This window comes from Gluconacetobacter entanii (assembly GCF_013155425.1).
GTDB classification, from domain to species: Bacteria; Pseudomonadota; Alphaproteobacteria; order Acetobacterales; family Acetobacteraceae; genus Novacetimonas; species Novacetimonas entanii.
Map to the genome: position 1 here is coordinate 1 of NZ_JABJWD010000012.1, position 20,309 is coordinate 20,309.

Here is a 20,309-nt window from a genome sequence, read left to right on the forward strand (position 1 = left end):
GGCGGGGGGCCTGCCTCCGCGATGGGGGGCGTGGCCTGTGGCTGCTGCTGTGGTTTGGGTTGCGGCGTGGTTGCCTGCGCTGCGGCCTTTGGCACATTTCCGGACGCAGACGCGGCAGGGGAGGAGGGATGCGCGCCCGGCGTCTTCTTGCGGTAATAGGCGATCAGGCGGTCCGCGCGGACCGTGACATTGCCCCGCACGGCCTGCGCGCGGTCATAGGCGGTGACGGTCTGCGTGTTCTGGTCCCAGTCGAACCCGCCCGCCGCCGTGATGCTGACCTGCCCGCCCTGCGACATGTCCAGTCCCTGTGCGGTGGCAGGCCCGGTGCAGATGGTCGAGAGCGCCGCACCGGCAAGCAGCACGGAGGCGAGGGCATGCCTGCGCATCAGCGTTTCCCCCCACCGGGCATGGTGGGCGCCGCCGGGGCCTGGGGCCCGTTCGCCGCCCCGCCATGCGTGGTGTTGAGGATCAGGCGCCCCGGTCCCCGGAACTGCATGATGCCGTCACGGATCAGCAGCATCGTCCCCTGCGTGTCCAGGATGCCGAACGGACCTTCGGAATGGATCCAGCTGTCGGACACGATGACGCCGTGTTTCATGTCGATATCCGCGGTTGGGCTGTACATGGTGGTTCCGTCGCTACGATAAAGCATTACGTCCTGGGTCAGGTCCAGAAGCTGGCTATGCTGGATATAGACGCCATTGCGCGCCGTGACATAGACCCAGTTGCCCGGCCCCAGCAGGGTATCGGCCTGCGGCGTGGTCAGGTCGATGCGTTCGGGGGAGATCTGTCGCGCCTCGCTCGCCGTCACCATGAAGGGATGGCCATGGTCGTCCACCCCGCGATAGGTGGCGTTGAGCATGCTGCCGCTCTTGACGCGCACATGCGACATCTGCGCCATCGTGCCGCGATGCATGATGACCGCGCGTTCCACGGCGGGCCACGCCGCGATCGATCCCAGCAGCACCAGCGCGGTCAGCGGCAGCACCCATTTGGCCGAGCGCATGATCGCGCGCCGCCGCGCCAGGTCGTTCTCGTTGGGCAGAAGCCGCTGCCGGATGGAGCGGGTGTCGAAGATGCTGCGCTGGCGGGCTATGTCTTCGGCCGAACGGGCGTAATCCTCGCGCTGGACACCGCCTTCGCGTGCATCCGTGCTGCGCGCGTCCGTATCCTGCGGCGGATCGTCTGGCGCCCTGTCGTTCATGCCACCCCGGCACGCAGCAGGTCATGGATGTGCAGGATGCCGATCGGGCGACGGTCCCCATCCAGCACGAACAGGCTGGTGATCGGGCGCGGGCGGTCGTTCATGATCCGCAGCGCGTCCACCGCCAGCACGTCGGGGCGGATGGTCTGCGGGTTCGTGTTCATGATGTCGGCGGCGCGGGTGCCGTCGATATCCTGTTCCAGCGCGCGGCGCAGGTCCCCATCGGTAATCAGTCCCGCTAGCGTGCCATCCGGCCCCACCACGCCCATGCAGCCAAAGGCCTTGTGCGTCATTTCCATGATGACCTGACGCAGCGGCAGGTCGGGGGAGCCGAGCGGCATGCTCGGCCCGGCATGCATCAACTGGCGCACGTCGCGCAACTGCGCGCCAAGGCGGCCGCCGGGGTGGAAGATCCCGAAATCATCCGCGCCGAAGCCGCGCTGCGTCAGGAGCACGATCGCCAGCGCGTCGCCCAGCGCAAGCTGCATGGTCGAACTGGTGGTGGGCGCCAGCCCCATGGGGCAGGCCTCCGGCGACTGGGGCAGGACCAGCGCGATGTCCGCCGCCCGCGCCAGTGTCGAATCGGCACGGGCGGTCATCGCGATCAGCAGCAGCCCGAACCTTCGTGCGTGCGAGACGATGTCCGCAAGTTCCGATGTCTCCCCCGAATTGGACAGCGCAAGGATCGCATCGCCGGGCTGGAGCATGCCGAGATCCCCGTGCGAGGCCTCGGCCGGGTGGACGAAGATCGACGGCGTCCCGGTGGAGGCCAGCGTGGACTGGATCTTGCGCCCGATATGGCCCGACTTGCCGATGCCCGTCACCACGACGCGCCGCGCGGGCATCGACAGGGCCTCCACCGTGCGGATGAACGCATGTCCCAGGTCCGATGCCGCCACCCCCTCATGCGCCGGGCCAAGGGCCTGACGCAGCGCCGCCATCATGTGCGCCAGCCCGTCGCGCTCGGTCTGCAGGACCTTGCAGGCCGATTCGATCATGTCGGTCTGGTCCGTGCTGATGGAACCATGGTTCGGATGGGACTGGAGGCTGTCGGTCATGCCTGTGTTTTCTGTATTGCCGTAAAAGGCGCCCCCGTTTCGCCGGGGACAGGTGAGGGGATGGGGACGGTTTTCAGGCCGCCCGGTGGGCGAACAGGTCCGGGTCCTCGTAGCCAAGGATGTCGAGCCGTGCGCGCGTTGGCATGAAGTCATAGCATGCCTGCGCCAGTTCGCGCCGCCCCTCGCGCACAAGCAGCGCCTCCAGCCGTGCCCACAATGCATGGAGATACAGCACGTCGGAGGCGGCATAGACCATCTGTTCCGGTGTCAGGTCCGGCGCGCCCCAGTCGGAACTCTGCTGCTGCTTGCTGAGTTCCACCCCGAGCAGTTCGCGGCACAGGTGCGCCAGGCCATGCCGTTCCGTATAGGTCCGCACCAGCTTGGATGCGATCTTGGTGCAGATGCACGGGGCGACCGTGATGTCGAAGGTGAATTGCAGGATGGCGACGTCAAAGCGTGCGAAATGCATCAGTTTCGTCACGGACGGGTCCGTCAGCACCGCGATCAGGTTGGGGAAATCCGCCGCCCGCGCATGGGCCGGGACCTGCACCAGATGGGCATGCCCGTCCCCGCCCGACAGTTGGACGAGGCACAGCCGGTCACGATGCGGGTTGAGGCCCATCGTTTCCGTATCGACAGCCACCGCGCCCGCGAATTTCACATCGGCCGGCAGGTCGCCGCGATGGAAATGGATGGTGTCGGGGACGGTGGTCTGTGGCATTGCGGGTCGTGCTCCGTAACGGGGTCTGTCCGTGGCATGCGCCATGGGGCGGCAGGCGGCAAGGGGCATTTCCGGCGGTCCGGGACGGGGAAACCCGGAAAACAGGGCACGCCGCGCCACTGTCAGCATCCAGGCGGCATCATGCCGACAGGGGTAACAGTGTCGCGGTTTACACGAAATTCGTATCTGGAACAGGGGGGATTGATGCGAACGTCCAACTATTTGGGACATCGGCGGCGGCATGGGCGGCCATCTGCATCAAAAGGACAAATCCCTGCCGGGAATGTCCCGGCAGGATTTATCGTGATTTTTCTTGGGAAAAATCCTGGTGCCCAGAAGAAGACTCGAACTTCCACGACCTTGCGGCCACAGGTACCTGAAACCTGCGCGTCTACCAATTCCGCCATCTGGGCTCAGAGGCTCCCCGTTGCCGGGGTGGTGTGAGGCGGTTTCTAGTCCGGGTTGGCGTGGCGGTCAACAGGGGTGTGTGTATTTTTTTGAATTTGATGGTGTTTTTTTATGAAAGGCGCGGAAAACCGCCTTTTCCCATGTGGCGTGGTCGCGTCGGAATGACGTGCATGCATCGTGATGCTGGCCCATGATCGGCCCCCCATGATCCGGGCACGGGATCGCAACCCACGGGAGGTATGTCGGATGGATATTCGCAAGGTCGCAACGGTCTTTGGTGGGACGGGCTTCGTGGGGCGGCATGTGGTCGCGCGCCTTGCGCGGGACGGGTATGTGGTGCGCGTCGCCTCCCGCCGGCCCGACCGGGCAGCAGGGATGCGCCCGCTTGGCGATGTGGGGCAGATCGTGCCGCTCTATGCCTCCATCCTTGACGAACGTTCGAGCGTCGCCGCCATCGAGGGGAGCAACCTTGTCGTCAACCTTGTGGGAATCCTCGCCCCCGGGCGGCATGTCAGCTTCGAGGCGGTGCATGTGGACGGCGCGGCGCGGGTGGCGCGCCTGTGCGCGTCCGCGGGCGTCGGCGCGCTGGTGCACATGTCGGCCATTGGCGCCTCCCCCGACAGCGTTTCGGCCTATGGCCGCAGCAAGGGGCGTGGCGAGGTCGAGGTCACGCGCCACATGGCGGAGGCGGTGATCGTCCGTCCGTCCCTCATCTTCGGGGCGGAGGATCATTTCACCAACATGTTCGCCGCCATGTCGCGCTACCTCCCCGTCATGCCGGTCTATGGCGGGGCGACACGGTTCCAGCCCGTCTATGTCGGGGATGTGGCGGAGGCGATTCGCCGCATCGCGCAGGGCATGGAAATGGGGGCGGGCACGGGCACGGGCATGGCGGGGGAGATTTTCGAGCTTGGCGGCCCGCGCGTATGGCGCATGGAGGACCTGGTGCGCTGGATCATGCGCACGGCGGGGCATCCACGCCACGTCTTCGCCGTGCCGTCGTGGCTGGCGCGGCTGCAGGCGTTCTTTCTGGAACATCTCCCCGGCAAAATGCTGACGCGTGACCAGTTGGCGATGCTCCATATCGACAACGTGGTCGCGCCGGGGATGCCCGACCTTGCGCGACTGGGCATTGCGCCGCTTTCCCTCGAAGTGGTCGGGCCACAATATCTCGCCCGCTTCCGCCCGGCCTGAACGGTCCGCCATCCGGGGTATCTGGCGATATCTTGCGGTTTTTTCGCAAGAAGGTCAGTAATGCTGTCTTTTCTTTGCGGCCTGCCTTGCGTAGGTGTGGCTCACCGTGGGCGCGCCCGGCGTGCGCCCGCATGTTTTCCAGACCGGATTTTCCAGGCTGGACTTTCCAGACCCGAGGGGCAGGCCAATGGCAGAGCGCATGCTGAAATTCGTCTCCGTGGCGCAGGAGCAGCCCGAAAAGCGGCCTGCGGAGTCACGGCGCAAGGATTTCAACGAAATCTATGACGAACTGCCGCGCCAGCAGGCGCAGACGCAGTCCTCGCGCTGTTCGCAGTGCGGCGTGCCGTTCTGTTCCGTGCACTGCCCCCTGGGCAACAACATTCCCGACTGGCTGATGATGACGGCGGCGGGACGGCTGGAGGAAGCTTATGAGGTCTCCTCCGCCACCAACAACTTCCCCGAGATATGTGGCCGCATCTGCCCGCAGGACCGCCTGTGCGAAGGCAACTGCGTGATCGAACCGGGATTCGAAAGTGTTACCATCGGCGCGGTGGAACGCTTCATCACCGACACCGCGTTCGAGCAGGGCTGGGTCCAGCCGGTGCGTCCCGTGACCGAGCGCACGCAGACGGTGGGCATCATCGGGGCCGGTCCCGGTGGCCTCGCCGCTGCCGTGCAGCTTCGCGAACTCGGCTTTCAGGTCCATGTCTATGACCGCTATGACCGCATCGGCGGGCTGATGATGTATGGCATCCCCGGCTTCAAGCTGGAAAAGGACATCGTCCTGCGCCGCCATCGCCTGCTTGAGGAGTCCGGCGTCACCTTCCACCTTGGCAAGGGGGTCGCGGATGTGGACGGTGACGACACGATCGCATTTTCCACCCTGCACAACCGCCATGACGCGGTGCTGATCGCGACGGGTGTGTACAAGTCGCGTGATATCGGCGGTCCCGGCGCGGGCCTTGGCGGGATCGTGCGTGCGCTCGATTACCTCACGGCGTCGAACCGCGTCTCCCTTGGCGACAGCGTGGCGGAGTATGACAGCGGCGCGCTGAATGCGGCAGGCAAGTCGGTGGTCGTGATCGGTGGTGGCGATACGGCGATGGACTGCGTGCGCACCGCCATCCGGCAGGGCGCGCGCTCGGTCAAGTGCCTGTACCGCCGCGACCGCGCCAACATGCCCGGCTCCGTCCGGGAGGTGAAGAACGCGGAAGAAGAAGGCGTGGAGTTCGTCTGGCTTGCCGGGCCGGAGGCCTTCCTTGGCGACGGGCACGTCACCGGCGTGCGCGCCGTGCGCATGAAGCTTGGTCTGCCCGACGCCAGCGGGCGGCAGTCGGTGGAGCCGGTCGAGGGCAGCGCCTTCACGCTGGAGGCCGACCTTGTGGTCAAGGCGCTGGGCTTTGATCCCGAACCGCTGCCGACCCTGTGGGGACAGCCCGACCTTCAGGTTTCGCGCTGGGGCACCCTGATGGTGGACCGGCAGACCTTCATGACCAGCCTGCCCGGTGTGTTCGCCGCAGGTGATATCGTGCGCGGGGCCAGCCTTGTGGTGTGGGCCATCCGTGATGGACGCGACGCGGCGGCGCAGATGCACCGCTGGCTTGAAACCGTGGCGGCCGTGCGCGCCGAAGCGGCGGAGTGATGACAATGGACCAGCACACAGCACACAACCCGGCCCCGACCGGGGATTTCGTGCGCGAATGGCGCGACAATGCCGAGGCGATTTCCGGCCTGTATGACCCCACGCAGGAACATGACGCCTGTGGTGTCGGCATGGTCGCGGCCCTCGATGGCAAACCGCGCCGTGACGTGGTGGAGGCCGGGATCGCGGCGCTGAAGGCGGTGTGGCACCGTGGCGCGGTCGATGCCGATGGCAAGACCGGCGACGGCGCGGGCATCCATGTGGAAATCCCGCAGGACTTCTTCGCCGACGCCATCCATATCGGCGGCGACGCCAGCGTGGACAGCCAAATCGCGGTGGGGATGATCTTCCTGCCCAAGACGGATATCGCCGCCCAGGAACGCTGCCGCCAGATCATCGAGAGCGAGATCCTCGCCTTCGGTTACGCGATCTATGGCTGGCGGCAGGTGCCGATCAACACCGACTGCATCGGCGAGAAGGCCAACGCCACCCGCCCCGAGATCGAGCAGATCCTGATCCGCAACACGCCGGGCACCGAGGAGGACGCGTTCGAGCGCGACCTGTATGTCATCCGCCGCCGGATCGAGAAAAGCGCGATCGCCAACCAGGTGGACCTGTATGTCTGCTCGCTTTCGTGCCGGTCGCTGATCTACAAGGGCATGTTCCTGGCCGAGCACCTGACGGAGTTCTATCCCGACCTGCTCGACCCGCGTTTCGTCAGCCGCTTTGCGATCTATCACCAGCGTTATTCCACCAACACCTTCCCGACATGGAAACTGGCGCAGCCGTTCCGCCGCCTTGCCCATAACGGGGAGATCAACACGATTTCCGGCAACGTCAACTGGATGAAAAGCCACGAGACGCGGCTGGCCGACCCGGCGCTTGACCCGTACATGGACGACCTCAAGCCCGTGGTGCAGGCGCAGGGGTCGGATACGGCGTGCCTTGATAACGTCTTTGAACTGCTGACCTTTGCCGGGCGTGACGCGCCGATGGCGCGCTGCCTGATGGTGCCCGCCAGCGTCGGCGGCAATTCCGCCATGCCGCAGCGGCACAAGGACATGTATTCCTACTGCAACGCGGTGATGGAACCGTGGGACGGGCCGGCCGCGCTGTGTGCCACGGACGGGCGCTGGATGCTTGCCGGCCTTGACCGCAGCGGCCTGCGTCCCCTGCGCTATACCGTGACGTCGGGCGGCCTGCTGATCGTGGGGTCCGAGACCGGGATGGTCAAGGTGCCAGAGGCCGACATCGTCAGCCGTGGCCGCCTCGGGCCGGGGCAGTCGCTGGCGCTCGACCTCAAGGAAGCGAAACTCTACAACAACGACCAGTTGCTCGACCTGCTCTCCGCGCGGCAGGATTTCGCGGGGTGGGTGAAGCGCACGCGCGACATCTCCTGCCTTGTGCGGACCAGCAGCGGGGAAATCAGCCTCTATCAGGGCGAGAACCTGCGCCGTCGCCAGCTTGCGGTCGGCACCACGCTTGAGGAACTGGAGGTCATCCTCCAGCCGATGGTCGAAAACGCGGCCGAAGCCATCGGCTCGATGGGTGACGACACGCCGCTTGCGGTGCTGTCCACGCGCTATCGCGGGCTTGCGCACTATTTCCGCCAGGCCTTCAGCCAGGTGACCAACCCGCCCATCGACAGCCTGCGTGAAACGCGGGTGATGAGCCTTGTGACCAGGCTTGGCAACCTCGGCAACATCCTTGAGGAAAGCGAGACGCAGTGCGACCTGCTCCAGCTTCCCAGCCCGGTCCTGACCACAGGTGAGTTCAAGGCCCTGCGGGAGTTCTGTGGCGAGAATGCGTGCGTCATCGACTGCACCTTCCCCGCAGCCGACGGCGAGGCGGGCCTGCGTGAGGCCATCGCGCGCATCCGCACGGAGGCGGAGGACCATGTCCGCCGTGGCTGCACCCATGTCTTCCTGACGGATGAGCACCAGTCGGCCGAGCGCGCCTATATCCCCATGATCCTTGCGACGGCGGCGGTGCATACGCACCTCGTGCGGCAGTCGCTGCGCACCTTCACCTCGCTCAACGTGCGTTCGGCGGGCGCGCTTGACGTCCATGCCATCGCGGTGACGATCGGGGTGGGGGCGACGACCATCAACCCGTACCTGGCGCAGGAAAGCATCGCGGACCGCCACCGGCGCGGCCTGTTTGGCGACATGTCCTTTGGCGATGCGGTGGAGCGTTACCGCAAGGCGGTGAACAAGGGCCTGCTGAAGATCATGTCCAAGATGGGCATCTCCGTGGTCTCGGCCTATCGCGGGGGCTACAATTTCGAGGCGATCGGCCTGTCGCGCGCGCTGACGGCGGAATTCTTCCCCGGCATGCCCTCGCGCATTTCGGGCATCGGCCTGTTCGGCATCGCGCGCAATGTTCTGAGCTTCCATGAAAAGGCGTGGGACCGCCAGATCGAATCCCTGCCGGTGGGTGGCCGCTACAAGCTGCGCCGCACGGGCGAGGTGCATGCCTTTGACGGCACGCTGATCCACATGCTGCAGACGGCAGTCGCGACCGACAGCTTCACGATCTACCAGCGCTATGCCGATGCGGTGCGCCGCCAGCCACCGGTGGCGCTGCGCGACCTGCTCGACTTCCGTGGCGGGCGCACGCCCATCCCCGTGGAATCGGTCGAAAGCATCACCGAACTGCGCAAGCGCCTGGTCGCGCCGGGGATCTCGCTCGGCGCGCTCAGCCCCGAAGCGCACGAGACGCTCTCGATCGCGATGAACCGCATCGGGGCGAAGTCGGATTCGGGCGAGGGCGGCGAAGACCCCGCCCGGGCAAAGCCGCGCGCCAATGGCGACAATGCGTCGTCTGCGATCAAGCAGATCGCCTCCGGCCGCTTCGGCGTGACCGCGCAGTACCTCAATGACTGCCGCGAGATCGAGATCAAGATGGCGCAGGGCGCGAAACCGGGCGAGGGCGGGCAGCTTCCCGGCTTCAAGGTGACGGGCCTGATCGCGAAGCTGCGTCATGCGACGCCGGGGGTGACGCTGATCTCGCCCCCGCCGCACCATGACATCTACTCCATCGAGGATCTGGCGCAGCTTATCTACGACCTCAAGCAGATCAATCCCGAGGCCACCGTGACCGTGAAGCTGGTCGCGCGTTCGGGCATCGGCACGATCGCGGCGGGCGTGGCGAAGGCGAAGGCGGACGCCATCCTGATTTCGGGCCATTCCGGCGGCACGGGCGCAAGCCCGCAATCCTCGGTGAAATATGCTGGCATGCCGTGGGAGCTTGGCCTGGCGGAGGCGCATCAGGTGCTGATGCTCAACCGCCTGCGCCACCGGGTGAAGCTGCGCACCGATGGCGGGCTGAAGACCGGGCGTGACGTGGTGATCGCCGCCATGCTGGGGGCGGAGGAATTCGGCATCGGCACCGCAAGCCTTGTCGCGATGGGCTGCATCATGGTGCGCCAGTGCCATTCCAACACCTGCCCCGTGGGCGTGTGCACGCAGGACGACGAACTGCGCAAGAAGTTCGAAGGCACGCCGGAGAAGGTCATCAACCTGTTCTCCTTCATTGCCGAGGACGTGCGCAACATCCTTGCCTCGCTGGGCTTTGCGACACTCAATGAGGTGATCGGCCGCACCGACCTGCTGCATCAGGTGCTGCGTGGTGCGGACTACCTTGACGACCTCGACCTCAACTCCCTGCTGGCGCAGGCCGATCCGGGGCCGCATGCGCGCTACTGCACGCGTGAAGGCCGCAACGAGGTGCCCGAGACGCTCGATGCGCAGATGATCGCCGATGCCCGTCCCCTGTTCGACCATGGGGAGAAGATGCAGTTGCAGTACAACGTGCAGAACACCCACCGGGCGATCGGCACGCGCATCTCGTCGCTGATCGTGCGGCAGTTCGGCATGGACAAGCTGGTGCCCGGCCACCTGACGGTGCGCCTGCGCGGTTCGGCGGGGCAGTCGCTGGGCGCGTTCGCGGTGCAGGGGCTGAAGCTCGAGGTGCTGGGCGACGCCAACGACTATGTCGGCAAGGGCCTGTCGGGGGCGACGATCATCGTGCGGCAGTCGCCATCGTCGAACCTCGTGTCCAACGAAAACGCCATCATCGGCAATACCGTGCTGTATGGTGCGACGGCGGGCGCGCTGTATGCGGCGGGGCAGGCGGGCGAACGCTTTGCCGTGCGCAATTCCGGCGCGATCGGCGTGGTGGAGGGCTGCGGCTCCAACGGGTGTGAATACATGACCGGCGGGCTTGTCGTGATCCTGGGTGAGATCGGGGATAATTTCGGCGCGGGCTTCACCGGTGGCATGGCCTTTGTCTATGACGCCAGCGGCACGTTCGAGGAGCGGGTCAACCCCGACACCCTGACATGGACCCGTGTGAGCGACCCGAAATGGGAGGCCACCCTGCGCGAGCAGGTGGAGGCCCATGTGCGCGAAACCAGCAGCCGTTATGCCGAACTGCTGCTGCATAACTGGGACAAGGTGCTGCCGCGTTTCTGGCATGTCGTGCCGCGCGAATATGCGAAGGTCATCGGCTTCGCCCCCGCCGAACTGCCGCGCAGCGCCTGACGCACGCACCTTGCGGCATCGGGAAACATGATGACAGGGCCGGGGGTTTTTCACCCCGGCCCTGTCTGTTTTTGCGGGCTGTTTTTCGGGAATGTGGCATCAGGGGGTCGCACTGGCGGGGCAGAGGGACTAGATTCCCCCTCACTGGAACTCAGGGTCCGCGCGACGGTGTTGCGCGGGCCTCTTGCGATGACGGGTAAGGCTCCGATGTCCGATCTGTATTTTTCCCATTCCTTCCTGCGTGGCGTGCATGCGTCCTCCCCTGCCGAAGGGAACGGGAGTGTCGCGTCACCACAGGACGAGGCCCTGCCGCGATGGGACCTGCGCGACCTGTATGAAAGCCCCGAATCGCCACAACTCCAGACGGACCTTGAGCAGGCGGAAGAAGATTCGCGCGCGTTCGCCGATGCGTGGCGCGGCCGTCTGGCGCAGGCCGATGGCGCGGCCGTGGCGTCGGCCATCGTCGAATACCAGCGCATTGACGAGGTGCTGGGCCGGGCCGCGTCCTATGCGCAGCTTCTGTTCGCCGCCAATTCGGCGGATGCGAAGATCGCGCGCTTCAGCCAGTCGGTGAATGAACGCCTGACGGCCATTTCCACGCACCTTCTGTTCTTCACGCTGGAGATGAACCGCATCCCCGACGATGTGCTGGCGCGCCAGATGGCCGACCCCGCACTGGCGCACTGGGCGCCGTTCATCCGCGACCTGCGCGTGTTCCGCCCGTACCAGCTATCGGATGAGGTCGAGTCCGTCCTGCATGAGAAATCGGTCACCGGGGCGGCGGCATGGAACCGCCTGTTTGACGAGACGATGGCCAGCCTGCGCGTGCCGCTCGATGGGGAGGAGATGACCCTTGGCTCCGCGCTTGATCGCATGTCCTCGCCCGATCGCCTGGCGCGTGCGCGGGCGGCGAAGGCGGTGGGGGAGACGCTGGAGGGACGGCTGCGCCTGTTCTCCCTGGTGACGAACACGCTGGCCAAGGACAAGGCCATCACAGACACGCTGCGCCATTACCCGCGCCCGACCTCGGCGCGCAACTGTGCGAACATGGTGGAGGACGAGGTCGTCGATGCGCTGGTGCAGGCCGTCACCGCGTCCTATCCGCGCCTGTCGCACCGCTATTACGCGCTCAAGGCGAAATGGCTGGGTGTGGGAAAGCTCCAGTACTGGGACCGTAACGCCCCGCTGACGACGCAGGACGAACCGCTGATCCCGTGGAAAGACGCCACGGCACAGGTGCTGGGCGCGTATGAGGGGTTCGACCCGCGCATGGGGGAAATCGGCCGCCGGTTCTTTGACAATGCATGGATCGACGCCCCGCCGGTGCCGGGCAAGGCGTCGGGCGCGTTCGCGCACCCGACCGTGCCGTCGGTGCATCCCTATCTCCTGCTGAACTATCGCGGGCGCACGCGCGACGTGATGACGCTGGCGCATGAACTGGGCCACGGGGTGCATCAGGTGCTGGCCGGTGCGCAGGGTTACCTGATGTCGGGCACGCCGCTGACGCTGGCGGAAACGGCCAGCGTGTTTGGCGAGATGCTGACCTTCCGCGCGCTGCTCGATGCGCAGAAGGACCCCACGCGCCGCCGCCTGATGCTGGCGGCGAAGGTGGAGGACATGCTCAACACCGTCGTGCGCCAGATCGCGTTCTACCGGTTCGAGACGCTGGTCCATGAGGAGCGGCGTTCGGGCGAACTGCTGCCTGAGCGCATTGGCGAGATCTGGCGCGAGACACAGGCCGAAAGCCTTGGCCCGGCGTTCGAATTCACGCCCGATTACGATGTTTACTGGACATACGTGCCGCATTTCATCCATTCGCCGTTCTATGTCTATGCCTATGCGTTTGGTGACTGCCTGGTGAACGCGCTGTATGATGTCTTTCAGTCCGGGCATCCGGGTTTTCAGGACAAGTATCTGGATATGCTGCGCGCGGGCGGGACAAAGCGGCATCGCGAACTGCTGGCGCCCTTCGGGCTGGATGCGGCGGACCCCGGTTTCTGGAACCGGGGGCTGGATGTGATCGCCGGATTTATTGACGAACTGGAGCGTATCTGACGTGGCGCAAGAACGGGATCTCGATAACAGCGGACTGTTTGGCGAATTCCGCCGCATGGTCCGTACCTCCGGCACGATGGGGGGAATCGCGGCCCGGATCGCCGGGCACAAGATGGGCTTCCGCTCTGACAAAGTGATGCATGCGGGGGACCTGAAGACCGCGCTTGGCGGGCTCAAGGGGCCGCTGATGAAGGGCGCGCAGCTTCTGTCCACCATCCCCGGCGCCCTGCCGGAGGAATATGCCATCGAACTGGCGCAGTTGCAGGCCAATGCCCCGCCGATGGGATGGAACTTCGTCCGTCGCCGCATGGCCAGCGAGCTTGGCCCCAACTGGGAGCGTAATTTCCGCAGCTTCGGGCGGGAGGCTTCGGCCGCCGCAAGTCTGGGGCAGGTGCATCGTGCCGTGCTGCCCGACGGGCGCGTGGTTGCGTGCAAGCTGCAGTATCCGGACATGAAGGCCACGGTCGAATCCGACCTGCGCCAGTTCCGCATGGCGGTCGGCCTGTTCTACCGCATCGACAGCACCATCCAGCAGGATGACGTGCTTGAGGAGCTTGAGGCGCGGCTGTACGAGGAACTCGACTACACGCGGGAGGCCGCGAACATGCGGCTGTATCGCCTCATGCTTGCGAACGCGCCGGATGTCACGGTGCCTGCCCCGATCGAGCATCTGTGCACCAAACGGCTGCTGACGATGGAATGGGTGAACGGGCGCGGCATCCAGAAGGTGCTCGATGCCAACCCGGACCAGGAACAGCGCAACATGATGGCGCGTTCGCTGTTCCATGCCTGGTACATCCCGCTCTACCGCTATGGCGTCATCCATGGCGACCCGCACATGGGCAATTTCACCGTGCGCGACGATTACGGCATCAACCTGCTGGATTTCGGGGCGATCCGCATCTTCCCGGCGTCCTTCGTGCAGGGGATCATCGACCTGTACCGCGCCCTGCAGACCAATGACGAGGACCTGGCCTATCACGCCTATCAGGGGTGGGGCTTTACCAACATGTCGCGCGATACGATGCGCGTGCTCAATGAATGGGCGCGTTTCATCTATGAACCGCTGATGCAGGACCGCGTGCGTGCCATTCAGGAGGACAACGACCCGCAATATGGCCGCGTGGTGGCGGAGAAGGTCTATGCCGGGCTGAAACGCACCGGCGGCGTGCGCCCGCCACGCCCGTTCGTGCTGGTGGACCGTTCGGCCATCGGGCTGGGCAGCGTGTTCCTGCGGCTCAGGGCGCGGCTGAACTGGTATCGCCTGTTCCAGGAAATGATCGAGGATTTCGACAGCGCGAAGCTTGCGCAGCGCCAGGCCGCCGCCGTGAGCGAGGCGCGCGTGCCCCCGCCGCTCGGCGACTGACATCCCGTGCCGCGGGAGGCGGTGCAGGGTTGAAAAGGGGCAATATCTTTGCCCGTTACCCTTGCGTCCGCCGCCGTTGCTCCCCACTGTCAACACATCATGGCAGCAGCACCGCGCAAGAAAAAACGCATTACCGACCGGATCGAACCCCCGGTCACCTTCCAGCCCGAACGGCAGCCCGCCAAGCCCAAGACCCGGCAGTTCAAGATCCACTCCCCCTATGAACCGGCGGGCGACCAGCCCACGGCGATCGGTGAACTCGTCGCCGGTGTGGAGGCGGGGGAGCGCGATCAGGTCCTGCTTGGGGTGACCGGGTCGGGCAAGACCTTCACCATGGCCAAGGTGATCGAGGCGACGCAGAAGCCGACCCTTGTCCTCGCGCCGAACAAGACGCTGGCCGCGCAGCTTTATGCGGAGATGAAGGAATTCTTCCCCGATAACGCGGTGGAATATTTCGTCAGCTACTACGATTACTACCAGCCCGAAGCGTATGTCCCGCGCTCCGACACCTATATTGAAAAAGACAGCCAGATCAACGAGCAGATCGACCGCATGCGCCATGCCGCAACGCAGGCGCTGCTGGAGCGCAACGATGTCATCATCGTCGCCTCGGTCTCGTGCATCTATGGTATCGGCTCGGTCGAGACCTATTCGCGCATGGTCGTGCGGCTGGAAAGTGGCGGCTCGATCGACCGTGACCAGTTGGTCAAGGCGCTGGTGGAACTGCAGTACCGCCGCAATGACGCAGGATTCCAGCGCGGCACCTTCCGCGTGCGCGGCGAAAGCGTGGACATCTTCCCCGTCCAGAACGAGGACCGGGCCTGGCGCGTCACCCTGTTTGGCGACGAGATCGACGAGATCATCGAGTTCGATCCCCTGACCGGCGACAAGACCGCCGACCTGCAGGAAGTCAGCATTTACGCCAACAGCCATTACGTCACGCCGCGCCCGACGCTCAACCAGGCGGTCACGGGCATCAAGGCCGAACTGCGCACGCAGCTTGAACACCTGACGAAGGAAGGCAAGCTGCTGGAGGCGGAGCGGTTGCAGCAGCGCACGACCTTCGACCTCGAGATGATCGAGACGACCGGCGTGTGCAAGGGGATCGAGAACTATTCACGCTACCTGTCGGGGCGCAAGCCGGGGGAGCCGCCGCCGACCCTGTTCGAATACCTGCCCGAGGACGCGCTGCTGATCGTCGATGAAAGCCATGTGACCGTGCCGCAGATCGGCGGCATGGAACGGGGCGATTTCGCGCGCAAGTCGGTGCTGGCGGAATTCGGCTTCCGCCTGCCGTCGTGCCTTGATAACCGGCCGCTGAAATTCGGCGAATGGGATGCCTTCCGCCCGCAGAGCATCTTCGTCAGCGCAACCCCCGGCCCGTGGGAACTGCAGCGCACGGGCGGCGTGTTCGCCGAACAGGTGATCCGCCCGACCGGCCTGATCGACCCGGTGACCGACATGCGGCCCGTCGCCCATCAGGTGGACGACCTGCTGGCGGAATGCCGGCAGGCGATTGCCGATGGCGGCCGCGTGCTGGTGACGACCCTGACCAAGCGCATGGCCGAGGACCTGACCGAATACATGAACGAGGCCGGGATCAAGGTGCGCTACCTGCATTCCGACGTCGATACGCTGGAGCGGATCGAGATCATCCGTGACCTGCGCCTCGGGGCGTTCGACGTGCTGATCGGCATCAACCTGCTGCGAGAGGGGCTGGATATCCCCGAATGTTCGCTCGTCGCCATCCTTGATGCGGACAAGGAAGGGTTCCTGCGTTCGCGCACCTCGCTGATCCAGACGATCGGCCGCGCCGCGCGCAACGTGGACGGGCGGGTGCTGCTGTATGCGGACAAGATGACCGACAGCCTTGCCTACGCCATCGAGGAGACGGCGCGCAGGCGTGAAAAGCAGACCCTGTGGAACGAGGAACACGGCATCACCCCGCGTTCGGTGCGCAAGCATATCGGCGAGGTCCTGTCCTCCGTCTTCGAGCAGGATTACGTGACCGTGGCCCCCACGCCGGAGGGGGACATCAAGGAAATGGTCGGCAAGGACCTCAAGGGTGCGATTGCCGACCTTGAAAAACGCATGCGCGCGGCGTCCGCCGACCTCGAGTTCGAGACGGCGGCACGCCTGCGTGACGAGATCCGCAGGCTTGAGGCGCTGGAACTCGGGCTGGAGCCACCGCCCATCGCTCAGTCCATGGCCGGGCGCGCGGGCAGCAACGCCCGCGCCGACGCCCGGCGCAGCCGCACGCCACAGCCGCTCGGCCCCGGTGGCGGAGGCTACGATCCCGACGCGAAACGTGGCGGGGGGCGTCGCAGGGGGCGCTGATCCCGCACGGCGTCAGCGGGCGCGGGCGGGGCCATGGCTTTTCGTGCGCGCCAAAAACGGGCAGGATCATTCCGGATCGCAGCACGAAGGGGAGCCGGAATGATCGAACTGAAGGCGGGCGAGGCACGTCTGGGGCTGCTGCCCGATGTGGGCGGGGCGATCGCCTACTGGCGGCGCGGTGGCATGTCGTTCTTTCATCCGGTGGCGGACCCGCACCTTGTGGCGCAGCGCGGGCGCGCGGTGGGGGGATATCCCCTCGTGCCGTTTTCAAACCGCATCGCCCATGGCCGCTTCAGCTTCGAGGGGCAGGAGTACCGGCTGGACCGCAATTTCGTGGGCGAGGACAATGTCCTGCATGGCAATGGCTGGGAACGGCGCTGGCGGCTTGACCTGCTGGCCGATGACAGCGCGACGCTGGAACTCGACCATGAACCGCCCGGTGACCCGGTCGGGCAATGGCCGTTCGCCTATCGCGCGCTGCTGCGTTTCGACCTGCGCGAATGTGGCCTGTCGATCGGCATGATGATCGAAAATACCGATACACGTGACCAGCCGGTGGGGCTGGGCTTCCATCCCTACTTCCCGCGCCATAACGGCCTGCGGCTGGGATTTTCGGCGCAGTCCGTCTGGACCAGCGACGATGACCACCTGCCGTCGCTGCGCATCCCGGCGCAGGGCGACTGGTCGTTCGAGAAGATGCGCGACGTGGGCGAAACCGTCATCGACAACTGCTATGCCGGGTGGTCGCGCAGCGCGTTCCTGCGCTGGCCACGCCTTGGCATGTCCCTGACGATGGAGGCGAGCGACATCTTCCGCCACCTTGTCCTCTATACCCCGCCGGGCCAGCCTTTCATCGCGGTGGAGCCTGCCTCCAACATGAATGACGCGTTCAACCGCCCCGGCGTGGAGGATGGCGGCGTGCATGTACTGCCCCCCGGCGGCAAGCTGGAGGGACATGTGCGCATGACCGTCGCCACATGCTGACGCGCCCGCCCGCGAAGGGCGGCCAGGGAAGCGGCGGCCAAGGGAGCAGCGGGCAGGGGAGCGAACTTGCGCGTTATATCTCGCCTGCCGGGATGGATGCGCTGCGCGGTGAACTCAATATCCTCATGCGTGACGAGCGTCCCCGCATTGTCGAGATCGTGTCATGGGCGGCGGGCAATGGCGACCGGTCCGAAAATGGCGATTACCTGTATGGCAAGAAGCGTCTGCGCGAGATTGACCGCAGGGTGCGTTTCCTGACGAAGCGCATCGAAAAGGCGATCATCGTGGACCCCGCGCAACAGCCCCGGCGCGATCAGGTCTTTTTCGGCGCGACCGTTACCTATGCTACCGAACGTGACGAAACGCGCGTCGTTACCATCCTGGGCGTGGACGAGGCGGATACGGTGCGCGGGGAAATCAGCCTCGTCTCCCCCGTCGCGCGTGCCCTGATGCGCGCGCGCGTGGGGGACGAGGTGCGGCTTGTGACGCCACGCGGCGATGAAATGCTGGAGGTCATGGCCATTTCCTATCCGCCCGCGACAGGCGGGCGGGCATGAAAAACCGGCCGTTGCCGCTGGCTGTGGCGGGGCTTACACATTATGACGTTTTTCAAGAACGTTATTTCGTATTATTACACGGTCGGAGTATCCGTCCCGTAGCCCGTCCGGAGGCCCACCCATGTCGCGCCCACTGAAAATAGCGGTCCAGATGGATCCGCTTGGTGCCATAGACATCAACGGCGATTCGACCTTCGCCCTGATGCTGGAGGCGCAGGCCCGGGGCTACGAACTCCATGTCTACCAGGTGGAGACGATGAGTCTGAGCGAGGGACGCATCTCGCCGGAGGGGACGCGGCTTGAACGGCTTGTCGCGCGGGCGCGCCGCGTGCAGGTGCAGCGCGTCGCGGGCGCACATGCGACCTATGGGGAGGAGCATGTCCTCGACCTCGGCAGCATGGACGTGATCCTGATGCGCCAGGACCCGCCCTTTGACATGGCCTACATCACCGCGACCCATATGCTTGAGCATGTCCATGGCGTGGGTCCGGGGCGTGCGCTGGTGGTCAATGATCCCGTATCCGTGCGCAATGCGCCAGAAAAGCTGCTGGTGACGCATTATCCCGACCTGATGCCGCCCACGCTGGTAACGTGGGATGTGCGCGCCATCCGCGATTTCCGCGCCAGGTGGCGTGACATCATCGTCAAGCCGCTGTTCGGCAATGGCGGCGCGGGCGTCTTTCGCATCCGCGAGGACGACCCCAACCTCAATTCCCTGCTGGAGATGCACTTCGCCCGCTCACGCGAGCCATTGATGATCCAGCGCTATGAACCCGCCGTGCGGCAGGGGGACAAGCGGATCATCCTGGCGGACGGGCACCCGATCGGCGCGATCGACCGTGTCCCGGCCGAAGGGGAGGCACGTTCGAACATGCATGTCGGCGGGCGGGCGGTCAAAGCCACCCTGACGCCGCGGGATCACGAAATTTGTGCCGCGATCGGTCCGTTCCTGCGTGAACATGGGCTGATTTTCGTCGGCATCGACGTGATTGGCGACTGGTTGACGGAAATCAATGTGACTTCGCCCACGGGGTTGCAGGAAATCGACCGTTTCGATGGCGTCAACACCGCGTCCATGCTGTGGGACTGCATCATCGCCCGCCTTGGCGGCAGGGGATGAGGTGAAACGGGAATGCGGACGGGGCCGTATCGGCGGGCGTATGAAAATGTTATGCCGTTGCGGGCCATCGCCGTGACGTATGCCATCTGGCGTCATTGCACAGGGAATATTCCGGGCGGCGTCCCGGGATACATAATGGGAATCTAATGCAGCAGAACGGGACAGGTTTGATTATGCCAGACGCGCAACGGCAGGGCCGGACCCTGAAGACGGTTTGCATCGAAGGGGCAGGTACCATCTGATGAGTGACGTTCTGCGTGATTCCACCGCCGAAAAGGTGGTCGAGATTCCCTCTCCGCGTTCTGCCCTTGACGCCGATGCGGTCAAGGTGGCCTACCGCCGGTGGGCCGCGGTGTATGACGCCCTGTTCGGGGGGATCTCCGCCCTTGCGCGCAAGCGCGCGGTGGAGGCTGTGAACGCCCTGCCGGGGAAAAAGGTGCTGGAGGTCGGGGTCGGCACCGGCCTTGCGCTGCCCTATTACCGCCGTGACAAGCAGATCACCGGCATCGACCTGTCCGAAGACATGCTGGAACGCGCGCGGCAGCGTGTGAAGAAACTGCACCTGTCGAATGTTGATGCGCTGCTGGAAATGGATGCGGAGGAGACGAAATTCCCCGACGCATCGTTTGATATCGCCGTGGCGATGTTCGTGGCCTCCGTCGTGCCGCATCCGCGCCGCCTGCTGGGCGAACTCAAGCGCGTGGTCAAGCCGGGCGGGCACATCCTGTTCGTCAACCATTTCCTTGCAACCGGCGGTGTGCGCCTTGCGGTCGAGCGCGGCATGGCGCGGGCCTCGCGCTCGCTGGGGTGGCATCCGGATTTCGCGATCGAGGGGCTGCTCCCGCCAGAGGACCTGGCCCGTGCGGTCATCCGCCCGGTGCCGCCTGCGGGCCTGTTCACGCTGGTGACGCTCGACCGGCTGGACGACAGCAGTGAGTCGCTGGTGGCCTGAAGCCACCCGTATCCGGCACGATCCATGCGCAGCCCTGTCCTGACGGCAGGGCTGTAATGACATTCCCGCGACCGACAGGGCTGCTCACGGGGTCGTTTTTACGGATATGCCGGGATATATTGCCGCCTGAAATGCTATATCAGGGCTGTGGCGCAATCCTCGCGTCA

Annotated in this window: 13 protein-coding genes, 1 tRNA gene and 1 pseudogene; 10 read left to right on the forward strand and 5 right to left on the reverse strand. The window is 65.3% G+C overall.

Features of this window, described 5'->3' with window-relative positions; genetic code table 11:
• From HNH97_RS03765 to HNH97_RS03785, 5 genes and pseudogenes are all read right to left on the reverse strand, one after another.
• A pseudogene (locus tag HNH97_RS03765) lies at positions 1 to 386 on the reverse strand (hypothetical protein); the annotation flags it as partial.
• Positions 386 to 1,204 (reverse strand): LPS export ABC transporter periplasmic protein LptC, encoded by an 819-nt coding sequence (gene lptC, locus HNH97_RS03770; protein ID WP_233045076.1) that lies wholly within the window; start codon positions 1,202 to 1,204, stop codon positions 386 to 388. The gene lptC and the pseudogene HNH97_RS03765, both read right to left, overlap by 1 nt.
• On the reverse strand, positions 1,201 to 2,202 hold the full coding sequence (locus tag HNH97_RS03775) for a KpsF/GutQ family sugar-phosphate isomerase (protein WP_171789950.1): 1,002 nt from the start codon (positions 2,200 to 2,202) through the stop codon (positions 1,201 to 1,203). Before HNH97_RS03775 ends, lptC begins: the two co-directional genes overlap by 4 nt.
• A gap of 133 nt (positions 2,203 to 2,335) precedes the next feature.
• Positions 2,336 to 2,983, reverse strand: coding sequence for a ribonuclease D (locus HNH97_RS03780; RefSeq protein ID WP_110912736.1), 648 nt, complete (start codon positions 2,981 to 2,983; stop codon positions 2,336 to 2,338).
• Between the two features lie 326 nt (positions 2,984 to 3,309).
• Positions 3,310 to 3,396, reverse strand: a tRNA-Leu gene (locus HNH97_RS03785).
• Positions 3,397 to 3,637: 241 nt separating this feature from the next.
• On the opposite strand from HNH97_RS03785, the gene HNH97_RS03790 reads away from it, so the two are divergent.
• From HNH97_RS03790 to HNH97_RS03835, 10 genes are all read left to right on the forward strand, one after another.
• Complete coding sequence (locus HNH97_RS03790) at positions 3,638 to 4,585, forward strand: complex I NDUFA9 subunit family protein (protein WP_171789922.1); 948 nt, start codon at positions 3,638 to 3,640, stop codon at positions 4,583 to 4,585.
• 187 nt (positions 4,586 to 4,772) lie between these two features.
• Positions 4,773 to 6,227, forward strand: a complete 1,455-nt coding sequence (locus tag HNH97_RS03795; RefSeq protein ID WP_171789923.1) for an NAD(P)-dependent oxidoreductase — start codon at positions 4,773 to 4,775, stop codon at positions 6,225 to 6,227.
• Positions 6,227 to 10,771: a glutamate synthase large subunit gene (gltB, locus tag HNH97_RS03800; protein ID WP_171789924.1), complete on the forward strand. Its 4,545-nt coding sequence runs from the start codon at positions 6,227 to 6,229 to the stop codon at positions 10,769 to 10,771. Before HNH97_RS03795 ends, gltB begins: the two co-directional genes overlap by 1 nt.
• A 207-nt stretch (positions 10,772 to 10,978) precedes the next feature.
• On the forward strand, positions 10,979 to 12,826 hold the full coding sequence (locus HNH97_RS03805) for a M3 family oligoendopeptidase (protein WP_244949289.1): 1,848 nt from the start codon (positions 10,979 to 10,981) through the stop codon (positions 12,824 to 12,826).
• Position 12,827: 1 nt separating this feature from the next.
• Entirely contained in the window at positions 12,828 to 14,192 is a 1,365-nt protein-coding gene (locus HNH97_RS03810) for an ABC1 kinase family protein (RefSeq protein WP_171789926.1), read from the forward strand.
• Positions 14,193 to 14,291: 99 nt separating this feature from the next.
• Complete coding sequence (uvrB, locus tag HNH97_RS03815; protein ID WP_171789927.1) at positions 14,292 to 16,529, forward strand: excinuclease ABC subunit UvrB; 2,238 nt, start codon at positions 14,292 to 14,294, stop codon at positions 16,527 to 16,529.
• 99 nt (positions 16,530 to 16,628) lie between these two features.
• Entirely contained in the window at positions 16,629 to 17,513 is an 885-nt protein-coding gene (locus HNH97_RS03820) for an aldose 1-epimerase (RefSeq protein ID WP_171789928.1), read from the forward strand.
• Entirely contained in the window at positions 17,507 to 18,070 is a 564-nt protein-coding gene (gene greB / locus HNH97_RS03825; RefSeq protein ID WP_171789929.1) for a transcription elongation factor GreB, read from the forward strand. The genes HNH97_RS03820 and greB overlap by 7 nt, the downstream gene beginning before the upstream one ends.
• A 121-nt stretch (positions 18,071 to 18,191) precedes the next feature.
• Positions 18,192 to 19,190 (forward strand): glutathione synthase, encoded by a 999-nt coding sequence (gene gshB / locus HNH97_RS03830; RefSeq protein WP_171789930.1) that lies wholly within the window; start codon positions 18,192 to 18,194, stop codon positions 19,188 to 19,190.
• A gap of 241 nt (positions 19,191 to 19,431) precedes the next feature.
• A complete protein-coding gene (locus HNH97_RS03835) occupies positions 19,432 to 20,142 on the forward strand; it encodes a class I SAM-dependent methyltransferase (protein WP_171789931.1) in 711 nt (236 codons plus the stop codon).
• The last annotated feature ends 167 nt before the right edge of the window (positions 20,143 to 20,309 follow it).

Excerpts from the sequence above, each read along its gene's own strand:
- lptC (WP_233045076.1), bottom strand. The coding sequence starts at position 1,204 with ATGAACGACAGGGCGCCAGACGATCCGCCGCAGGATACGGACGCGCGC.
- HNH97_RS03775 (WP_171789950.1), bottom strand. The coding sequence starts at position 2,202 with ATGATCGAATCGGCCTGCAAGGTCCTGCAGACCGAGCGCGACGGGCTG.
- HNH97_RS03780 (WP_110912736.1), bottom strand. The coding sequence starts at position 2,983 with ATGCCACAGACCACCGTCCCCGACACCATCCATTTCCATCGCGGCGAC.
- HNH97_RS03790 (WP_171789922.1), top strand. The coding sequence starts at position 3,638 with ATGGATATTCGCAAGGTCGCAACGGTCTTTGGTGGGACGGGCTTCGTG.
- HNH97_RS03795 (WP_171789923.1), top strand. The coding sequence starts at position 4,773 with ATGGCAGAGCGCATGCTGAAATTCGTCTCCGTGGCGCAGGAGCAGCCC.
- gltB (WP_171789924.1), top strand. The coding sequence starts at position 6,227 with ATGACAATGGACCAGCACACAGCACACAACCCGGCCCCGACCGGGGAT.
- HNH97_RS03805 (WP_244949289.1), top strand. The coding sequence starts at position 10,979 with ATGTCCGATCTGTATTTTTCCCATTCCTTCCTGCGTGGCGTGCATGCG.
- uvrB (WP_171789927.1), top strand. The coding sequence starts at position 14,292 with ATGGCAGCAGCACCGCGCAAGAAAAAACGCATTACCGACCGGATCGAA.
- HNH97_RS03820 (WP_171789928.1), top strand. The coding sequence starts at position 16,629 with ATGATCGAACTGAAGGCGGGCGAGGCACGTCTGGGGCTGCTGCCCGAT.
- greB (WP_171789929.1), top strand. The coding sequence starts at position 17,507 with ATGCTGACGCGCCCGCCCGCGAAGGGCGGCCAGGGAAGCGGCGGCCAA.
- gshB (WP_171789930.1), top strand. The coding sequence starts at position 18,192 with ATGTCGCGCCCACTGAAAATAGCGGTCCAGATGGATCCGCTTGGTGCC.
- HNH97_RS03835 (WP_171789931.1), top strand. The coding sequence starts at position 19,432 with ATGAGTGACGTTCTGCGTGATTCCACCGCCGAAAAGGTGGTCGAGATT.